General features: G+C 49.0%; 14 protein-coding genes, 1 other RNA gene and 1 pseudogene. 7 read left to right on the top strand and 9 right to left on the bottom strand.

Annotated elements, in window-relative coordinates:
* Position 1: 1 nt before the first annotated feature.
* Together ACLIN2_RS26810 and ACLIN2_RS26805 are read right to left on the bottom strand one after the other, a co-directional pair.
* Positions 2-1033 carry a FecCD family ABC transporter permease gene (locus tag ACLIN2_RS26810; protein WP_327930704.1) on the bottom strand — a complete coding sequence of 344 codons (1032 nt, stop codon included), beginning with the start codon at positions 1031-1033 and terminating at the stop codon, positions 2-4.
* The gene (locus ACLIN2_RS26805; protein WP_400588281.1) at positions 1030-2040 is read right to left on the bottom strand and encodes a FecCD family ABC transporter permease; all 1011 of its coding nucleotides are present in this window, start codon (positions 2038-2040) and stop codon (positions 1030-1032) included. Before ACLIN2_RS26805 ends, ACLIN2_RS26810 begins: the two co-directional genes overlap by 4 nt.
* 218 nt (positions 2041-2258) lie before the next feature.
* Here ACLIN2_RS26805 and ACLIN2_RS26800 point away from each other — a divergent pair, with 218 nt between their 5' ends.
* Complete coding sequence (locus ACLIN2_RS26800; protein WP_411502641.1) at positions 2259-3281, top strand: ABC transporter substrate-binding protein; 1023 nt, start codon at positions 2259-2261, stop codon at positions 3279-3281.
* Between the two features lie 120 nt (positions 3282-3401).
* Here ACLIN2_RS26800 and ACLIN2_RS26795 read toward each other — a convergent pair whose 3' ends face one another.
* The 5 genes from ACLIN2_RS26795 to ACLIN2_RS26775 form a co-directional block, all read right to left on the bottom strand.
* Positions 3402-4538, bottom strand: a complete 1137-nt coding sequence (locus ACLIN2_RS26795; RefSeq protein WP_411502640.1) for a YjgB family protein — start codon at positions 4536-4538, stop codon at positions 3402-3404.
* A 109-nt stretch (positions 4539-4647) separates the two neighbouring features.
* A complete protein-coding gene (locus ACLIN2_RS26790; RefSeq protein WP_092275273.1) occupies positions 4648-5172 on the bottom strand; it encodes an RNA polymerase sigma factor in 525 nt (174 codons plus the stop codon).
* 113 nt (positions 5173-5285) lie between these two features.
* The gene (locus ACLIN2_RS26785) at positions 5286-6038 is read right to left on the bottom strand and encodes an ABC transporter permease (protein ID WP_411502639.1); all 753 of its coding nucleotides are present in this window, start codon (positions 6036-6038) and stop codon (positions 5286-5288) included.
* A complete protein-coding gene (locus tag ACLIN2_RS26780; RefSeq protein WP_411502638.1) occupies positions 6035-6796 on the bottom strand; it encodes an ABC transporter ATP-binding protein in 762 nt (253 codons plus the stop codon). The genes ACLIN2_RS26785 and ACLIN2_RS26780 overlap by 4 nt, the downstream gene beginning before the upstream one ends.
* A gap of 85 nt (positions 6797-6881) precedes the next feature.
* The gene (locus ACLIN2_RS26775) at positions 6882-7280 is read right to left on the bottom strand and encodes a YqzM family protein (protein ID WP_327930698.1); all 399 of its coding nucleotides are present in this window, start codon (positions 7278-7280) and stop codon (positions 6882-6884) included.
* Positions 7281-7572: 292 nt separating this feature from the next.
* On the opposite strand from ACLIN2_RS26775, the gene secG reads away from it, so the two are divergent.
* The 4 genes from secG to ssrA all read left to right on the top strand — a co-directional run bounded on the left by secG (position 7573) and on the right by ssrA (position 11674).
* Positions 7573-7815, top strand: coding sequence for a preprotein translocase subunit SecG (gene secG, locus ACLIN2_RS26770; RefSeq protein ID WP_003843341.1), 243 nt, complete (start codon positions 7573-7575; stop codon positions 7813-7815).
* A gap of 143 nt (positions 7816-7958) precedes the next feature.
* A complete protein-coding gene (rnr, locus tag ACLIN2_RS26765; protein WP_411502637.1) occupies positions 7959-10472 on the top strand; it encodes a ribonuclease R in 2514 nt (837 codons plus the stop codon).
* Positions 10473-10590: 118 nt separating this feature from the next.
* On the top strand, positions 10591-11064 hold the full coding sequence (gene smpB, locus ACLIN2_RS26760) for an SsrA-binding protein SmpB (protein WP_055745511.1): 474 nt from the start codon (positions 10591-10593) through the stop codon (positions 11062-11064).
* A 254-nt stretch (positions 11065-11318) separates the two neighbouring features.
* Positions 11319-11674: a transfer-messenger RNA gene (ssrA, locus tag ACLIN2_RS26755) on the top strand.
* Positions 11675-11762: 88 nt separating this feature from the next.
* Here ssrA and ACLIN2_RS26750 read toward each other — a convergent pair.
* Positions 11763-12335 (bottom strand): annotated as a pseudogene (locus tag ACLIN2_RS26750) (FecCD family ABC transporter permease); the annotation flags it as partial.
* A gap of 1046 nt (positions 12336-13381) precedes the next feature.
* On the opposite strand from ACLIN2_RS26750, the gene ACLIN2_RS26745 reads away from it, so the two are divergent.
* Positions 13382-14785 carry a hypothetical protein gene (locus tag ACLIN2_RS26745; RefSeq protein WP_411502636.1) on the top strand — a complete coding sequence of 468 codons (1404 nt, stop codon included), beginning with the start codon at positions 13382-13384 and terminating at the stop codon, positions 14783-14785.
* Between the two features lie 215 nt (positions 14786-15000).
* Positions 15001-15648, top strand: coding sequence for a 2OG-Fe(II) oxygenase (locus ACLIN2_RS26740; protein ID WP_411502635.1), 648 nt, complete (start codon positions 15001-15003; stop codon positions 15646-15648).
* A gap of 207 nt (positions 15649-15855) precedes the next feature.
* On the opposite strand, the gene ACLIN2_RS26735 is transcribed toward ACLIN2_RS26740, so the two are convergent.
* Entirely contained in the window at positions 15856-16650 is a 795-nt protein-coding gene (locus tag ACLIN2_RS26735; RefSeq protein ID WP_411502634.1) for a pirin family protein, read from the bottom strand.
* Positions 16651-16894: the final 244 nt, after the last annotated feature.

Genomic DNA, 16894 nt, shown 5'->3' with positions numbered 1-16894 from the left:
ACTAGCGATTTCGATTTTTGTAAAGCAGGTAAATGAAGAACGGGGCGCCCACTGCTGAGGTGAAAACGCCGACCGGTATGTCGAGCGGTGAAAAAGCGACGCGTCCGATGAGATCGGCAATCAAGAGAATCAAGGATCCGATAAAAGCCGAAAGCGGCAAGGCTCCACCAAAAGAGGGGCCAATCAGCTGCTTGGCGATGTGGGGCGCGAGCAGTGCGACGAAGCTGATGTCTCCGCCTACAGAAACAGCTGTACCAGTCAATGCGGCACAGATGATCAGGAGGAGAAAGCGATCCAGCTGCAGGAAGCTTCCCAAGCTGGTAGCAATATCGTCTCCGAGCTGTTGAATGTTCACTCTTCTCGCGAGCAAGGCAGCTGCCACGATCAAGATCACAACCCACGGCAGGATCATCAGCACATCATTCCAGTCCACACCGTAGATACTGCCTGTCAGCCAGAGCAAGGCTTTGTTTTGCAAAAGAAACGGGCTGAACATGATCAAGAGCGTCACGACCGCGCCTGCAGCGATCTTTATCCCTACCCCGATTAACACGAGTCGCAGCGGGGTCACGCCTTTTTTCCAAGCGAGCGCATAAAGGAGAATCGTAGTCGCCATGGCTCCGAGAAAGGACGTAGGTGGCAGCCACTTGATACTGACGTTTTCAAAGAGGAGCAGAAACGCCACAGCCGCCACGGATGCCCCGCTGGAAATGCCGAGAATGTCTGGAGCAGCCAGCGGATTTCGCACGATCCCTTGCATGATCGCACCGGCAGCAGCTAAAGCGGCACCGACGAGAATGGCGATAATGATCCGTGGCATGCGGAACTGCTGAACGATTAGCGCATCTTGCTCGGCACCGAAGCCAAGCAAGGCTTTGACGACGTCGAGAGGGCGAATGTACATTTCACCTATTCCCAGACTGACGATAGCAGCTACAATGGTCAGCAGAATCGCCAGGGTTGTGTAGACCACGGTTTTCTTATGTAGATGAATGGATGTCTTGCCAATGCGGAGAGGCAGGTATTGTTTCATCCTTTTTCCAGCCCCTTTCGTGCGACATAGATGAAGAACGGGATGCCGATAAGGGCTGTCATTACACCAATCGGTACTTCAGCAGGCATCGCGATAAAGCGAGCGGCGATGTCTGAGACTAGCAGCAGGATCGAGCCGAGCAAACCGCTGTACAACATTCCCCATGCCGTGCTGATCCCGACAAAGTACCGGGCGAGATGAGGAGTGACCAGGCCGACAAAGCCGATTGGGCCAGCCACAGCTACAGCGCAACCAGACAAAAGCACGATGACCACACCGGTGAGAATTTTGACGAGCAGCGTTCGTTGCCCCAAGCCTTTTGCGACATCATCCCCCATTAATAGCGTTTGAATTGGGCGAGCTAGCAGGAAGGCAGCAATCCATGCGAGCAGCATGTAAGGAAACACGGTGGCCAAATATTCGAGCTTTCTGCCACCGATGGAGCCTGCGAGCCAGAAGAGGACCTCGTCGGTAGCCTTTTCATTTAATACCATCATGCCGTGTCGAATAGATCCGGCCAGGGCAGTAATTGCAGCACCCGCGAGCACGAGCTTGACTGGTGTCAAACCATCTCGTCCCAGGGAGCCTAATATATACACGATAAGGCCTGCTACGGCTGCACCAAGGAAGGAGATCCAAGTAAACTCGGTCAGGGAGCTGATGCCAAAGAAGGTGACGGCGAACACGACGAAAACGGAAGCGCCTGCATTGAGACCGAACAGCTCCACATCTGCTACAGGATTTCGCGTCAGCGATTGCAGCAGCATACCTGCCACGCCGAGACAAAAGCCGACGGTGAGACCGTTTAGCACACGCGGGACACGGACCTCTTTGATAACGATGTGCTCGTTTGTGCCGTTGAAGTGTGTGTACGCATCGATAGCCGTCTGCCAGCTCGTATCGATTACGCCGAAAACGAGACTGGCATAGCTGAGATAAGCAAGAAAAAGAAGGGCGATAATGACTCCCAAAATCTTACGAAAATTGCTGGATAATAAAGCATTCATGGCAGTTACATCCTTTTATTTAGCAGTCTGCTTTCATTAGAGTGAATTTCGTAACAAGGTTAAGTTTAGATGGAGGTGGGAGATGTGTCAATGATGTTGATAGTCATTATCAATTTCTTGTTGACTTCTTTTGGGCTTGCCTGTAGGATAATCATTGTTATTGAAGGTAATTCTCAATCTCATTGTGAACTTTTAGAGAAGGAAGGGGTCCTTTCATCATGTTTTCTCGTACATATCGGACCGCAGGCGGCAAGGCATTTTTTGCTGTCCTGATGGCGATGCTGTTGATCGTAACTGGTTGCGGCGGAGGTCAACAAGCGGCTGAACAAAAGCCAGCCGAACAAAAGCCAGCTGAACAAGCGGTAGGCAGCAATAGCAACACTGGTAGCGCGGATCAATCTTACACAGTCAAACACGTCATGGGCGAAACGACTATTAAAGGTACGCCACAACGCGTTGTTATGCTGACTACGCAAGGGGTGGAAACACTTCTGGCCCTTGGTGTAAAACCTGTCGGTGCTGTAGGTTCCTTTACTGATCCAACGCAGTTCTACGATTTTGTAAAACCGCAATTGGAAGGTGTAAAAGTAGTTGGTTCTGAGTCTCAACCAAACCTGGAAGCCATCGCGGCTCTGAAGCCAGACCTGATTCTGGGTATGAAATTCCGCCAAGAGAAAATTTATCAGCAATTGAGTGCAATCGCACCAACTGTTTTCGTAGATGAGCCACGCGGTGACTGGAAAGCAAACTTCTCCCTGTTCGCTGAAGCGGTAAACAAAAAAGCAGAAGGCGAGAAAGTCATCGCTGACTGGAACAAGCGTGTAGAAGATTTCAAAGCTAAAGCAGGCGACAAGCTGAAAACACAAGTTTCCGTAGTACGTTTCATGCCAGGTAAAGTTCGCATTTACTACAACGATACCTTCACTGGCGCTATCTTCAAAGATCTCGGACTTGCTCGTCCAGCCTCCCAAAACAAGGAAGAGTTCGCAGCAGAAGTAACAAAAGAGCGCATTCCTGAGATGGACGGCGACATCATGTTCTACTTCACTTACGAAACAGGTAAAGGCGAAGCTTCCAAGCTGGAGCAAGAGTGGACAAATGATTCTCTCTGGAAAAACCTGAACGTAGTAAAAGCGGGTAAAGCATTCAAAGTGGATGACACCATCTGGAACACTTCCGGCGGTGTAATCGCAGCGAACAAAGTACTGGATGAGCTGGAAGGCTACATCATCGGTAAATAAGGTTTTCGCTAACAGAAAGACGATTGGAGTGCATGGGCTCCGGTCGTCTTTTTTCGTTCCAAAAAAAGCACACATAAGCTCTTGGGGAGCTCGTGTGTGCTTCGTTGCTTCTAGGGGAAGTTATCCAGCCATGTTGTTGATCGTTCCTCGTGGATAAAAGACATTGACATGATCGATGTACAGCTTGTTGGCATTGCTTCCGTCGTAGATGCCGGAGAAGACGATCTTCAGCTCGTAGTTGTCGTTGACCTTGTAGGTGTAGATGGTTTGCCCACCGACATTGGCGGTGCTTTGCGGTTTGCCCAACGTTTTCACGACGTCTGCAAGAGGGATGTACTGCAGCTGATAGTTATAGGAGCGGATGTCGACGATCTGCATTCCTTTATTGAAGCCAAAGACTAAACCACGGTCACGATACGTATTGTAGGTGATTCCATTAACGGTCGAGACGATATCCGGTTTGCCCCACTCTTTTTCAACCGTATCGAAAACATCCTTTTCTACGCGGAACTCGCTTCCGAGCGTTTTTCCGTCTTTAGCAAGATCGCGCAGGTTTTGCAGCAGCTCTGTCGGGTTCATATCCGCCATCAGATTGTGATTGCCTTGCGGATAGTAGACACTGTAGCGAACGAGCACCATCTGGTTGTTGTTTGCTGCCGATGGCTCAAACGCGAATTTGACCTGGTACTTGTCTGTTACATCGTAGGTGTAAATCTGCTGTCCGGCGAATTCTCCGACACGATTGGGTTTGCCCCATTTTTTCTCGATAACGGCGAGGGTCAGCTGCTTGATTCGCGGGTCGAACGAACGGATTTCAACGATTTGCATGCCTTTGTTGTAGCCGATCTCCACGCCGTGTTTTTCATAGGTGGCGTACGTGAGCCCATTTGCATAGACAGAGCGGTCTGGCGCCCCCCATGCCTTTTCTACATCGTCAAAAACAGTAGTCTCCACGGTGTAGGTCGAGTTGATGACGGCTCCCTTTTCCGCCCTCTTGCGGATGGTATTGAGCAATTCCTCGCCTTGAGGAGTTGCAGGAGCAGTCGGAGTAGGGGTTACGACACCGTTTTGTGAGCTCGGTACTGGATTCGGCACAGAAGGAGTAGGGCTTGCGCCATTAGAGATGCCGGGCAATGTCGCTGGCTGGTTGGTTTGGATGAGTGTGGTCCCCATCCAGAAAGTAGCTGCGAGTACGGAGCAAATCGCCAATCCTTTTCCGAAATAGCCGAAGCGTCGAGGGTGTACAGTTTGTTCCATGTTGAGTGCCTCCTTGGATCGAATCGTCGAAACGATCTTTTGTTTTGAGTCGTGTGACATCTGGATATCAGGTAGTTTGCGCAGTTCTTCCATCAGTTGCTCGTCAGTTTTAGATGACATTTCCGATCAGCTCCTTTCCTGCCAGCTCCAGCTTGTCTCTGACTGCTTTCATGGCCCGGTGCAAAGTGACATTGACCTTGTTTTCCGACCATTGCAGGATTTCCGCTGTTTCTTTGGCAGACAGACCCTTGATGCCCCGGAGGATGAGTACCTCTCGATAAGCGGGCTTTACTTGCTGGATCGCTCGGTAAAGCGCTTGTTGTTCTTCCTGTAGATCCAGCTGTTCCTCCGGCGTCTTTTCATCGGAAGCCAGATGAGAGAGCCACATGTCGGGCAGCCAACTGCGCAGACGCTTTTTTCTGGCGTGATCGATGGCCGTATGTCGAGCGATCGTCAGGAGCCATGTCTTGGGCTGCGATCTCCCTTGAAACGAGTCAACGGAGCCGAGAGCCTTGAGGAAAACATCCTGTACTAAGTCATCTACGTCTCTACTGCCCGTGTAGTAAACGAGAAACTTGTAAATATCATCGCCATAGCGCAGAAACCATTGCTCAATCAAGTCGTTTTTGTCCATAGCGGAACCACCTTTGCTCTTTCTCCTTGTAATTTGACGTATCGGGCATGATTTCATTACAGTTCACGAAAAAAAACTGCCGAGATGCCCGGCAGTTGGTGGAGAAAGAGTTATTAGGAACGTAAAAATGCTTCACGGGTAAACCAGAGACGGTAGCTGACGAGACTGATGAGAACGGCAGAAATAGCCGCAGAAGAGGAGAAAGTGAGCATGATCAGAATTTGATAGCGGACAGCCTCGATCGGACTGGCGCCGGCCACGATCATGCCGGTCATCATGCCAGGCAGCTGAACGAGACCGATCGTTTTCATGGTATCAAAGGTAGGAATCATACTCGCCTTGACTGCGCGCTTCAAAACGCCCTGGATCGCTTGACGAGGAGTAGCGCCAAGGCTTAGCAGGGCTTCGATTTCTCCGCGGGCACTCTCGGTTTCCCGATTCATATGATTCAAGTAAAGTCCGCAGACAACCATGGAGCTGCCGATGATCATTCCGCTCATGGGAATCAAGTATTGCGGGGTAGGAGTAACCAGCTTGAATGTGACTAGTAGCCCCATCGTAATGATTTCGGTGATGAGCAGGGAAAAGGCGATTCGCCAGAAGATTCCGGGGAGCTGGGCACCGCGGCTAGCGGCATTCTTCGCAGCGACAGTCACCATCATGACAATCAGGATCACAATAAACCAGATGCTGTTGGAGTGGAAAACAAATTGAAGAACGTAGCCGATCAAAAGGAGCTGCACCGTTGAGCGAATTGTTCCGATAGCGATTTCCTTTTCCAGACCGAGCTTCTGCCAGACAGACAGCAAAAGAGCGATGAGGACAAAGACAAACGCGAACCACAAGGAAAAGGAAGAATAGGTCATGCTTGTACCTCCGTGGCTGCCATTGCCGATGAAGTCGGGTGATTCAGAAAATCGCGTGCGGCGGCTGATTGCGGAGACCGAAAAAAGGATTGGCTTGAGGAATCCTCCTCGAGCTGTCCGTTTGCCATAAACCAGATCCGGTTGCATGCTGTCCTCGCTTCTTCGAGATCATGCGTGATCCAGAGCAGAGTCGTGCCTGCACGTGTATGCAGATCGATCAGGAGGCGTTCTGCAGCTTGTTTGCTGATCATATCGAGTGAGGATGTGACTTCATCTAATAAGAGCACCTGAGGCCGCAAGAGAAGGCTGCGGATGAGAGCGAGACGCTGCTTTTCACCACCTGAGAGCTTAGCTGCTGATTTGTCCCAGTCCAGATGTTCCAAAGCCAGCTGCTCCATGTAGTCTTTCGCCAGCTTTTCGTCAAAAGGGCGCTGATGGAGCACGCTTGTGATACGTAGATTATCTCCGACCGTTCCAGGCAGCATCACGGGCTGCTGGGCGACATAGCTCATTGTCATCCGCCACGCCTCAGGCTGCCATAGACTAAGATCTTTATTTTGGAGACGGATGCTGCCTTGACTGGCTTGATCCAGGCGTCCCAAAATACGGAGCAGCGTGCTTTTGCCTTGCCCCGATTTGCCGAGGATGCCGACGATTTCAGGTTCGGTGACGCTTGCGGAGAAATGGCGAAACAGCCATGCATCTGCGAGAGTAGCGTGCTGCTTTCCTAGATTTTCGATTTCTAGTTGGGGCTTCATGTTCGGCTGCTCACTTCCTTATATAATGGCGAAAACACCGAAGAGGACGAGTCTCCGGTGTTCTTTAATCGGGCCATCTATGTACTTATTTGTGTTCAGACAGCCATTGGGCAACAGCTTGAATCTCTGGATTCTTTTTCAGCAATCCTGGAGGCATGCCGCCTTTTCCTTCTTTAATGATTTTCTGGATGTCTTCAGCGCTGTGAGTTGCACCAACCTTAGTCAAGTTTGGTCCAACGATCCCTTCCAGGTTTTGACCGTGACAGGAAGAGCAGTTTTGTTTAAAAATAGCAGCAGCGTCAATGTTAGCAGTAGGTGCTCCACCTGGGCCTGCAGCTTCTTCCCCATGTTTTGGTGGGAAAATAATCGATCCTACAAGTGCAATGAGAAAAACTAGAAACAAGATACCAAACGAAGTAAAAAAGGCCTTCGCGGAATCAATTACGTCGTTTTGATTCATGTCTTTTTTGTTGGACCCAGCCATCTGACAAAGACCTCCCAAGGCAAGTAATAAAGGTTCAACTGCAATTTTACGGCAAAATCTTGACAGTTGCAAGGCGACTAAAAAACCGACAAAGAAAGTACACAATTTCCAAATAATCTCTACTTCACTATTCGTTCCTTCTATATATTATTGCCCTGCATACAACGTAACAATTCTGGTAGAAGTTCACTAATTCTGTAGGCACAGCCAGCTTGATGCTAGCTATGAATTGTGATAAAGTAGACGTATTGGTTTTTTACCGCCTTGGAAATACGTTTTGAGGTGAATGAAGATGGCATTGGCTGCGAAAATCTTACTTGTGATTGCAAGTATTGGCTTAATTATCGTCGTATTGTTACAATCTGGTAAAAGTGCCGGCCTTTCGGGAGCGATTGGTGGCGGTGCTGAGCAACTCATGGGCAAACAAAAAGCTCGTGGGATTGACGCACTTTTGGGCAAGCTGACCGTTGTATTTGCGGTAGCTTTCATGATTTTTGCGATTTTGCTCGGTTATTTCTTGAAAACAGGGGCGTAATAGACGAATGGCCAAAAGGCAGCAAGTGCGACTTGCTGCCTTTTTCTCTATTCCGATTGCGATGCGTGTAACCGGTGAATACTACATAGTAATGAGTGAAAAGGAAGCTCGGTGATCAACCAAGCGAAAAAGGAGGTTTGTGAATGAAGGATCAAGATATTCTTGCGTTCATGCGGGAGCAGGCATACCACCCGATGACCGTAAAGGAGTTGGAAGAAGCTTTTGGGATTCAGGATTCCGCAACGTTTAAAGAACTGGTGAAAACGCTCAATGGACTGGAAGCGAGCGGCGAGGTCATCAGGACGAGGGCGAATCGCTACGGCGTTCCAGAGAAAATGAATCTGGTGCGTGGGCGTTTGCAGAGTCACCCGAAAGGCTTTGGCTTTGTCATTCCGGAGACACCGGAGATGGAAGACGTCTATGTCCATGCGAATGATATGAATGGCGCTTTGCACGGCGATACCGTATTCGTTCGAGTAGAGAAGGAGCCAGGGGGCAACCGGCTGGAAGGACGCATCATTCGCGTCGTAGAGCGGGGCATCAAGCAAGTCGTGGGGACGTTTAAGGATGAGCAGCATTACGCGTTTGTCATCCCGGATGAAAAGCGGATCGGCAAGGACGTGTTCATTCCGAAAAATGCGTACAACGGAGCCGTAGATGGCCACAAAGTCGTGGTCAACATCGTGCGTTATCCGGAAGGCAGAGTGAATCCGGAGGGAGAAGTCGTAGAGATTTTGGGTCACAAAAACGACCCAGGCGTCGATATTCTCTCGATCATCCGCAAGTTTAACCTGCCAGAGGCATTTCCCGAGGATGTATTGTCCGAAGCAGAGGCTGCGCCTAGTGAAATCTCCGAAGAAGAGATTAAAGGACGCCGCGACCTGCGCGACCGTATGATGGTCACGATCGACGGTGCAGACGCCAAAGACCTCGACGATGCCGTGTCCCTCGAGACGCTGCCGAATGGCAACGTGCGTCTGGGAGTTCATATCGCGGATGTGAGCTATTACGTACAGGAAAAATCGGCATTAGATAATGAAGCGTATCGCCGCGGAACCAGCGTTTACCTGGTCGACCGAGTGATTCCGATGATTCCGCACCGTTTGTCCAACGGAATTTGCAGCTTGAATCCAAAGGTCGATCGACTGACAATCTCCTGCGACATGGAGATGGACAAAGAGGCGAAGGTCGTGAAGTACGACATTTTCCTCAGCGTTATTCGCACCAACGAGCGGATGACGTATGCGGACGTACGCAGCATCCTGCAGGACAAGGATGAAGCGCTCATCGAGAAGTACAGCGAGCTCGTCCCGATGTTTCAGGAGATGGAGAAGTTGGCACGCAAACGTCGCGAGCAGCGGATGCAGCGCGGTGCTATCGACTTTGACTTCCGTGAAGCAAAAATTTACGTGAACGAAGAGGGGACACCGACGGACATCGGGTTCCGCACCCGTTCCATTGCCGAGCAAATCATCGAAGAGTTCATGCTTGCCGCCAACGAAACAGTAGCCGAGCATTTCCACTGGATGAAGCAGCCTTTCATGTATCGGGTCCACGAAGATCCGAATGCCGAGAAGCTGATGGCTTTCATGGAGTTCATCACCAACTTTGGCTACTCTATTCGTGGAAAAGGTAACTCGGTACATCCGAGAGCCCTGCAGCAGCTGTTGGAAGAGGTCAAAGGAAAGCCGGAAGAAATCATTATCAGCACCGTGATGCTGCGTTCGATGAAGCAAGCGCGTTATGACGCGGAAAGCCTCGGGCACTATGGTCTTTCCACGGAGTTCTACACGCACTTCACTTCGCCGATCCGCCGTTATCCCGACCTGATCGTTCACCGTCGCATTCGTGACTGGATCGAATCTGGAGAGCAGCTGTCAGAAAAACGCATGGCGTATTGGACAGAGCACATGCCGTTAATCGCGGAGCATGCTTCTCAGCGCGAGCGTTTGGCTGTAGATGCCGAGCGGGAAACGGACGATCTGAAAAAAGCGGAGTTCATGAAGGAGCGTGTCGGAGAAGAGTTCGAGGGCGTTATCTCCAGTGTCACCTCGTTCGGGATCTTCGTCGAGCTGCCGAATACGATCGAAGGCTTGGTTCACGTCAGCTTTTTGACAGACGATTACTACCACTACCACGAGAAAATGTACGCTCTGGTCGGGGAGCGGACGGGCAAGCAGTTCCGCATCGGCGATCTGGTACAGGTCCGCGTGGCAAGTGTCAATGTAGATGAGCGGACCATCGATTTTGAAATCGTGGGTATGACCAAGGCTGCAGGCTTCCGCGGAAGTCGTGAACGTACGCCGAAGGTCATCGACGGACGCGGTGGAGAGCATCGTGGCGGTGCCCGTGGTGGCAAGCAGGACCGTTCTCGCTCAGATCGACCGGAACGTCAAAAGGATAAGGATAAGCCGCATCCAGCTGCCATCCGCCAAAAGTACAAAGAGCGCAGGAAGAATGAAGGACCCAAAACATCTTCCCGACGCGGTGGACAACGCAGTACCTCAACTGCAAGTGAAGATGTGGTCGCTATCGGAACTGGAGAGGGAACAGATACGCCAACCCAACGTCAAAAAGGGTTCTGGGAGGATCTCGTTCGCTCCAAGAAGAAGAACCGGAAAAACGTGACGCAAACAGCGAAGCGGAAACGCCGTTAAACAGTTGTGTAATGGCCGTTTATGCGGCATTTGCCGGGTAGATGGCTTGCCACACTGGTTAAAATTTGCTAGACTTACTGGTACGAAACGCAGGAAAATCGCAAGTGAGGTGATCTCCATGTCAAAAGACAAAGCCGGGACCAAAACAGTTGCCCAAAATCGAAAAGCACGCCACGACTACCACATCGAGCAAGTATTTGAAGCGGGTATCGAGCTGACCGGAACGGAGATCAAATCCGTGCGAGCTGCCCGCGTCCAGCTCAAGGACAGCTTCGCCCGTGTGCAAAACGGCGAGCTGATGCTGTACAACGTGCACATCAGCCCGTACGAGCAGGGCAACCGCTTTAACCATGAGCCGGAGCGTACCCGCAGACTGCTGATGAGACGCTTGGAAATCCTCAAGCTCAACGGCCTGATCCGCGAGAGAGGCTACTCGCTCGTACCGCTCAGCATTTATTTGAAGGGCGGCTGGGCAAAAGTCGAACTAGCGCTGGTCAAAGGGAAGAAGAACTACGACAAGCGCGAGGATCTCAAGAAGAAGGACGCTGCGCGCGAAGTGGAACGTGCCTTGCGTGAGCGGCAGAAGGCGTAGGCTGGTATAGCTGCACTTCGTTACAAACCGCCACCCGCACAATGGCGGGAATGTACACGACTATAGTGGTGGCAAAGAAAGTTTGACTTTCCAAGTCTGGTTCTCGATGGCATGGCTGGCAGGAATCAACGTTGAGTTTTGCTTGGCCAATGTGCTATAGTTAAGGAGCAGTAAACAGTACACTGTTAAACACAGTCTAGGTGCGGAACATGCTGGTTGTCTCTTCACCTAGACTTTTTGTCACCTCTTATCCTGGGGGCGTTCTGGATTCGACGGGGATGGTAGAGCATGAGAAGCGAGCCGGGGGGTTGCGGACCTCGTCATCAACGCAAACGCCATTTAACTGGCAACAAACAACTTTCTCTCGCTGCTTAATAACCAGTGAGGCGCTACCACTCCATCGCCCATGTGGCGTGACTAGCGCTCAACTTTAGTGGGATACGCCGGAGGTCTCCGTCTGGGGCCAAAGGAAGAAGATCAATCAGGCTAGGTGCCAGGTCAGCGCGTCACTCCGCGAATCTGTCACCGAATTCTAAATGAGTGACTGCGCTCGGAGATGCTCATGTATCGCTGTTTTCGGACGGGGGTTCGAATCCCCCCGCCTCCACCAATACATAAAGTTAAAACCACCTGATGAGGGTGGTTTTTTTACTTTTTAGATATCGCGGTTTTGCTTGAAAACGGAAAGCTAGATAAGCTCATTTAAAAAATGATCGGTACATCATATACAAAAAATAAGGTGCACCGATAAGCGAAATGAGAATACCAGAGGGAATCTCCATCGGAGCCATTAGAGTTCGGCCGATGGTATCCGCTGCTACAAGGAGTAGAGCACCAAGCAATGCGGAGAGAACTATCGATCTTCGCGTATGATGACCAATCATCATACGAACGGCATGAGGGGCAATTAGGCCAAGGAAACCAATCGTCCCAACACATGCGACGGCGCCAGCCGCAAGCAGCACACCTATTGTCATAGCGGCAAGTCTAGTTCTGCGAACGGGCAGTCCAAGACCGATGGCACTCTCGTCTGTAAGTGCCAACAAGTTGAATCGTCGGCCAAGGATACAGGCAAACGGCAACAGCGCAACAAGAAACACCATAATGATGACAACCTGGTTCCAGCTCCGTCCGTAGGTGGACCCTGTAAGCCATACATAAGCAGTACTTCCCCATAAGGAGCCGGGGATAATCAAAGCTTGAATACCTGCCGAAGCAAGTGCTGATACAGCAATTCCAAGCAAAATAAGCACAGACGGATTCAATTGCTTAAAATAAGGACAGCCTTTTTCGCTGCACTGGAAACGTACTGTTGTCTCTGGATTTCTGAAGCGGAACTCATTGAGTGAATACCTGTACAACACGGTCGACAAGCACTTTGGAGGAAATCGGAACGCCAAATCCATGTGCTGGCATCAAGCATGTGTGCCCGTTTTTCTTTGTCGAAATTTAATCCGTTCCAAACGGTGTTGTCCATTAGTTGATACTCGAACGCGTTATCCGTATTTTCCACAATGTAAATGAAATTCGTATTTGATATGGTAGGAAGTGCTTCAACGGTAGCATCGGTAAAGCCGTACTTTTCGAACTTGCTAGATTTCCAGTCACTTTTCAGCCCAATTCGGTCCAAAGTTTGTACAACAAGCGAGGTATCTGTAAACAGTCTGAGTGCTGCAGCGTTCTGTACAGTAAAAGTTTGCGTAAGCACATAGTGTGATCCTTCTTTTCCAGCCTTGGATACCTTTTCTTTCGCATCAGCATAATGCTGTTCGAGCTCGCTTAGCACTTGCTTTGCTTTGTCTGTTTTGTCGACGGCTGCAGCAGTGGATTCAAAAAATTGAAGGATGAGCCGAGTACTCAGCTTACAAAGAGTAAAAACTTACAAGCATACATAAAGTCCAATGAATCCATCCCTTCCCCAAGAGGTGATTCAAACCGAAGAAGGTGCAGGTCTAAGCAGAGCTTCTTTTTGCATCGCCATAGAGCGGTGGTTTTCTTTTTTTATAGACGAAGGGCGCTCTTTTGGAGATAACATTTTATGCGGAACAGGTTTTGCAGTAATTCCATACTTGAATGAAACAGTTACGAAATTCTAGAATGAAGGAATGGACTTTCTTGAAGCTCAGCAATCTTAGTAGTTTCTTAGGTGCCCTAGCAGTAGGAAAGGGGAGGAGTACAAATTGGACGGATATGTCTTCTTGGTAAAGGGAGTAGAGTATAGGGTTTTTCGGGCGAAGGTTCAAGATAGTGAATTAAGCGAGGTTCACGCGGAGCTTGTCGAAGAAGGCACCGTTCTTTCCTCAGAATGTGGTTGCCGATGAGTCAGCAGAAGAATTTGAAGAAGCTTCTGGAAGCGGAGAACAAAGACAGCCTTATAGACATCATTCTTTCACTTGCAGCTGATGACGAATCGGTAGAACAGAGGATCAAGCTTCTTCAAAAATCCAAAACGGCAGGGAATAAACGGGTGGTTGAGTGTAGGAAACTCATTCGTTCGTACAGGAGCGATTACGCTGACAAGGATGGATTTATTAACTGGCGAAATGTTTCTGGTGCCGTTAAAGGTGCTGAAATCGTTGCAGAAAAGGCGAGGGAAGTTGCAAAGGAAGGCGACTGGATTGGGGCTGTGAGAATCGAACTGTGCATCTTGGAAGAAATGGTGGATATGCTTCAGGTATCGGATGATTCGGGGGGAACGGTTGGTTTTGTCATTGAAGAAAGTTTGGAGCGAATGCATGATTTGACGCTGGTGAGTGATTGCATCCCTCAGAAAGAACTGCAGGCTGCGTTCCAATTGCTATTGGATGAATCAAAACAATTCCGCTTTGCTGGATGGCCGGATTTACAGCTGGCCTTAATAGAAAATGCCTCTTACTTGGCAGCCGACAATGCTCTGCGAAAAAAATGGGATGAGCATGTTTTACGAATGAGCAATGAACACAGGGGAAGCAGTTGGAGCGAACATTATTTCGCTGAACAGTTAGCAAAGATGCGGTACCAGCACATAAAAACAAGAGAGGGTGAGGAACTTGCAAAGGAGTATCTATACCAACAACTCCACTTTTCGGAAATTAGGAAGATTGCCATAGAAAATGCGTTAAACAGCGGTAACTACAAGGAGGTCATAAAGTTAGCAGAGGAAGGAGAAGAACGAGATCAAGCAAACGGCCTGAGAGGTCTGGTTAACCAATGGAAACAATACCGCTTGGAAGCCTATCAGCGTTCTGGAGAGATCGATAAGCTTCGCAAACTTGGAGAAGAGCTCGTGTTGGACGGGGATTACTCGTGCTATCAAAAGGTCAAGGACACTTATCAGAGAGCAGAATGGCCTCCTGTATATAAGAGCTTAATGCAAAGGCTCGGGGAAAAGGGCGAAGGGTACAGTGATATCTATCCGCAGATTCTTTTGGAGGAGCATGATGCAGAGCTGCTTCTGGAGTATGTCACGAAGAAGCCGAACAGGATTGAAGAGTATTATCTTTACTTGAAGGAGCAATTTCCAGAGCAAGTAAAGGATTTGCTTCGAGCGTACATTGTAGAAAAGGCAGACCAATCAAGTACAAGGAAGCAATATTGGAATGTATGCCGAATTATAAGACTGCTGGAGAAAGTTGGAGGTAAAGAGGAGGCGGTAGACATTGCACACGTACTGTTTGCCAAATACCTCAATAGGCCAGCCTTTAGAGATGAATTAATGAAGCTAAAATACGGAATGCAATAAAAATATTAACTGGAAACGGGCACCTACGCTCGCTCGCTGCTCGATAACCAAGGGAGGTGCTACCACTCCATCGCCCATGTGTGTGACTAGCTGATGAAGGTAGTTCTTCAATAAAATTATAAATATTTCTATTTTTCTGAGGTTAATGAGATGGCCCCAAACATTTTATGGTATCCTGAATTGTAATGGATGCCATATATATGGGGTGCATAAGAATGAATGGCCATGCGACAGAAAAAGAACGGATGATATTTGATCATACGGGGAATAGGATCAAGACAGAAGATCGAGAGATTCGAATTCTTGCTAGGTATGAGGAACCGCTGGTTGTCGTATTAGGAAATGTGCTTAGTAGTGATGAATGCGATGAGCTCATCGAACATTCCAGAGAACGATTGCAGCGCTCAAAAACGGGTGAAGATCGTACGGTCAATTCCATTCGAACAAGTAGTGGAGTCTTCTGCGAGCAGACGGAGACGATTACAAGAATCGAGAAGCGAATCTCTCAAATCATGAACATTCCTATTGAGCATGGTGATGGTTTGCAAGTTCTGCGTTATACCCCTGGCCAAGAATATCAACCTCATTACGATTTCTTTGCAAAAACGAGTCGAGCTAGCAGCAATAATCGAATTAGCACACTCGTGATGTATTTAAATGATGTAGAGGAAGGTGGAGAAACGGTATTCCCTATGCTTCATTTTTCTGTCTCGCCTGTCAAAGGAATGGCTGTGTACTTTGAATATTTTTACAGAAATGATGAATTAAATGAGTCCACTTTGCATGCAGGGACACAAGTAATCAAAGGGGAAAAGTGGGTTGCAACGATGTGGATGAGAAGACAAAGCTTCCGTGTCTCCTAGATGACAATTTACGAAGTTTGAAAAGCAAATGGATAGGAAGGTCGTTTGGAATACGAGTACTTCTTTTTCCGTGGCATCTAGAGCTGCACAGACACGATGAGATGCTAAGATCGGACGGAGATTCGATCCCCGCCACTAACCATACTTAAGACGAGCACCCTTTTTGGGTGCTTTTTTATGCATGAGTGGTGATAGGCGGAAGATGGACTACCTCTCTTTTTCCACCTTTAACCGTATCTTTACCTCTTTATAAGATGGATAGGGGAGCACGCTGGGGACTTGAATAAGAATCAGGCGAGTATCTCCACTGACATCTGCTCCCACTCTTAGTAAGCCAGGTGCATCTCCTTCGCAAACCACAAACTCTCGAGGCTCCACCAATCTTGTTTCGTTAAAGGAACACCAAGTGGATGAGCCGTCGATCACGAGTCCAGCGATCGAATATCCTTCTGGTACCATCATCTCGAACGCCTGTCCGGCAGAAATCGTGACATCCCACATTTTTGCGTCTGCTACCAATTGAACGGGAGAGCTGCCACCCACCATCGATTTGAGGGTGCAGCCATCTTTTTGTACCACGGGAAAGTCCTGCTCCAGATAGTCGGCATAAGTTGGGGTAGCGTAATTAGCCTCACCCAGAAACGGCTCAAACCAAATTTGAAAGCCGGATGTCCCTTTTTCATATTTTTCGGAGTGCTGTACGCCGCTGCCGGTTTGCATGACTTGTAAGCTGCCAGCTTTGAGAGAGCGTTTTGTCCCGAGGGTATCTTGATGCTGAATGTTTCCTTCTAATAGATAAGAGATGATTTCAAAACCGCGATGTGGGTGCGGCGGGAGATAGGCATCTTCCTTTGCCTGAAACCATGCCCAGTAAAAGAGAGTTCCTACGCGTTCCACCGCGGAGCCTTCTCCTGGAAAACCGATGGGCTTTTGCTCGACAAGTCTGCCTTCGTCAAATTGGCCAGATACTTGTTGATCGATGGGGTAAATACGGATTGACATGCGATCACCCTTTCTTACAAGGAATCATCCTTAGTTTACCATTATCAGTACGATATTTACCTGATCGCAAGGAAAATGTTCACGTATACCTGAGAATGGAGCATAGTGGAATTCCTCTGTAAATCACAATCTGACTTCCTTGTCAATCAATCTCAGGGCTTACGCATGATCAGCCGGCGGCCCTTTGATATCCATTTCTTCTCAGTGCTACACTTTTTCCAGAACAGTTCTCGGGAGCAAGGAA

Origin of the sequence: Brevibacillus centrosporus (genome assembly GCF_046622605.1) — a bacterium.
GTDB lineage: Bacteria > Bacillota > Bacilli > Brevibacillales > Brevibacillaceae > Brevibacillus > Brevibacillus centrosporus.
This window is presented reverse-complemented; position numbering and strand designations above follow the sequence as displayed.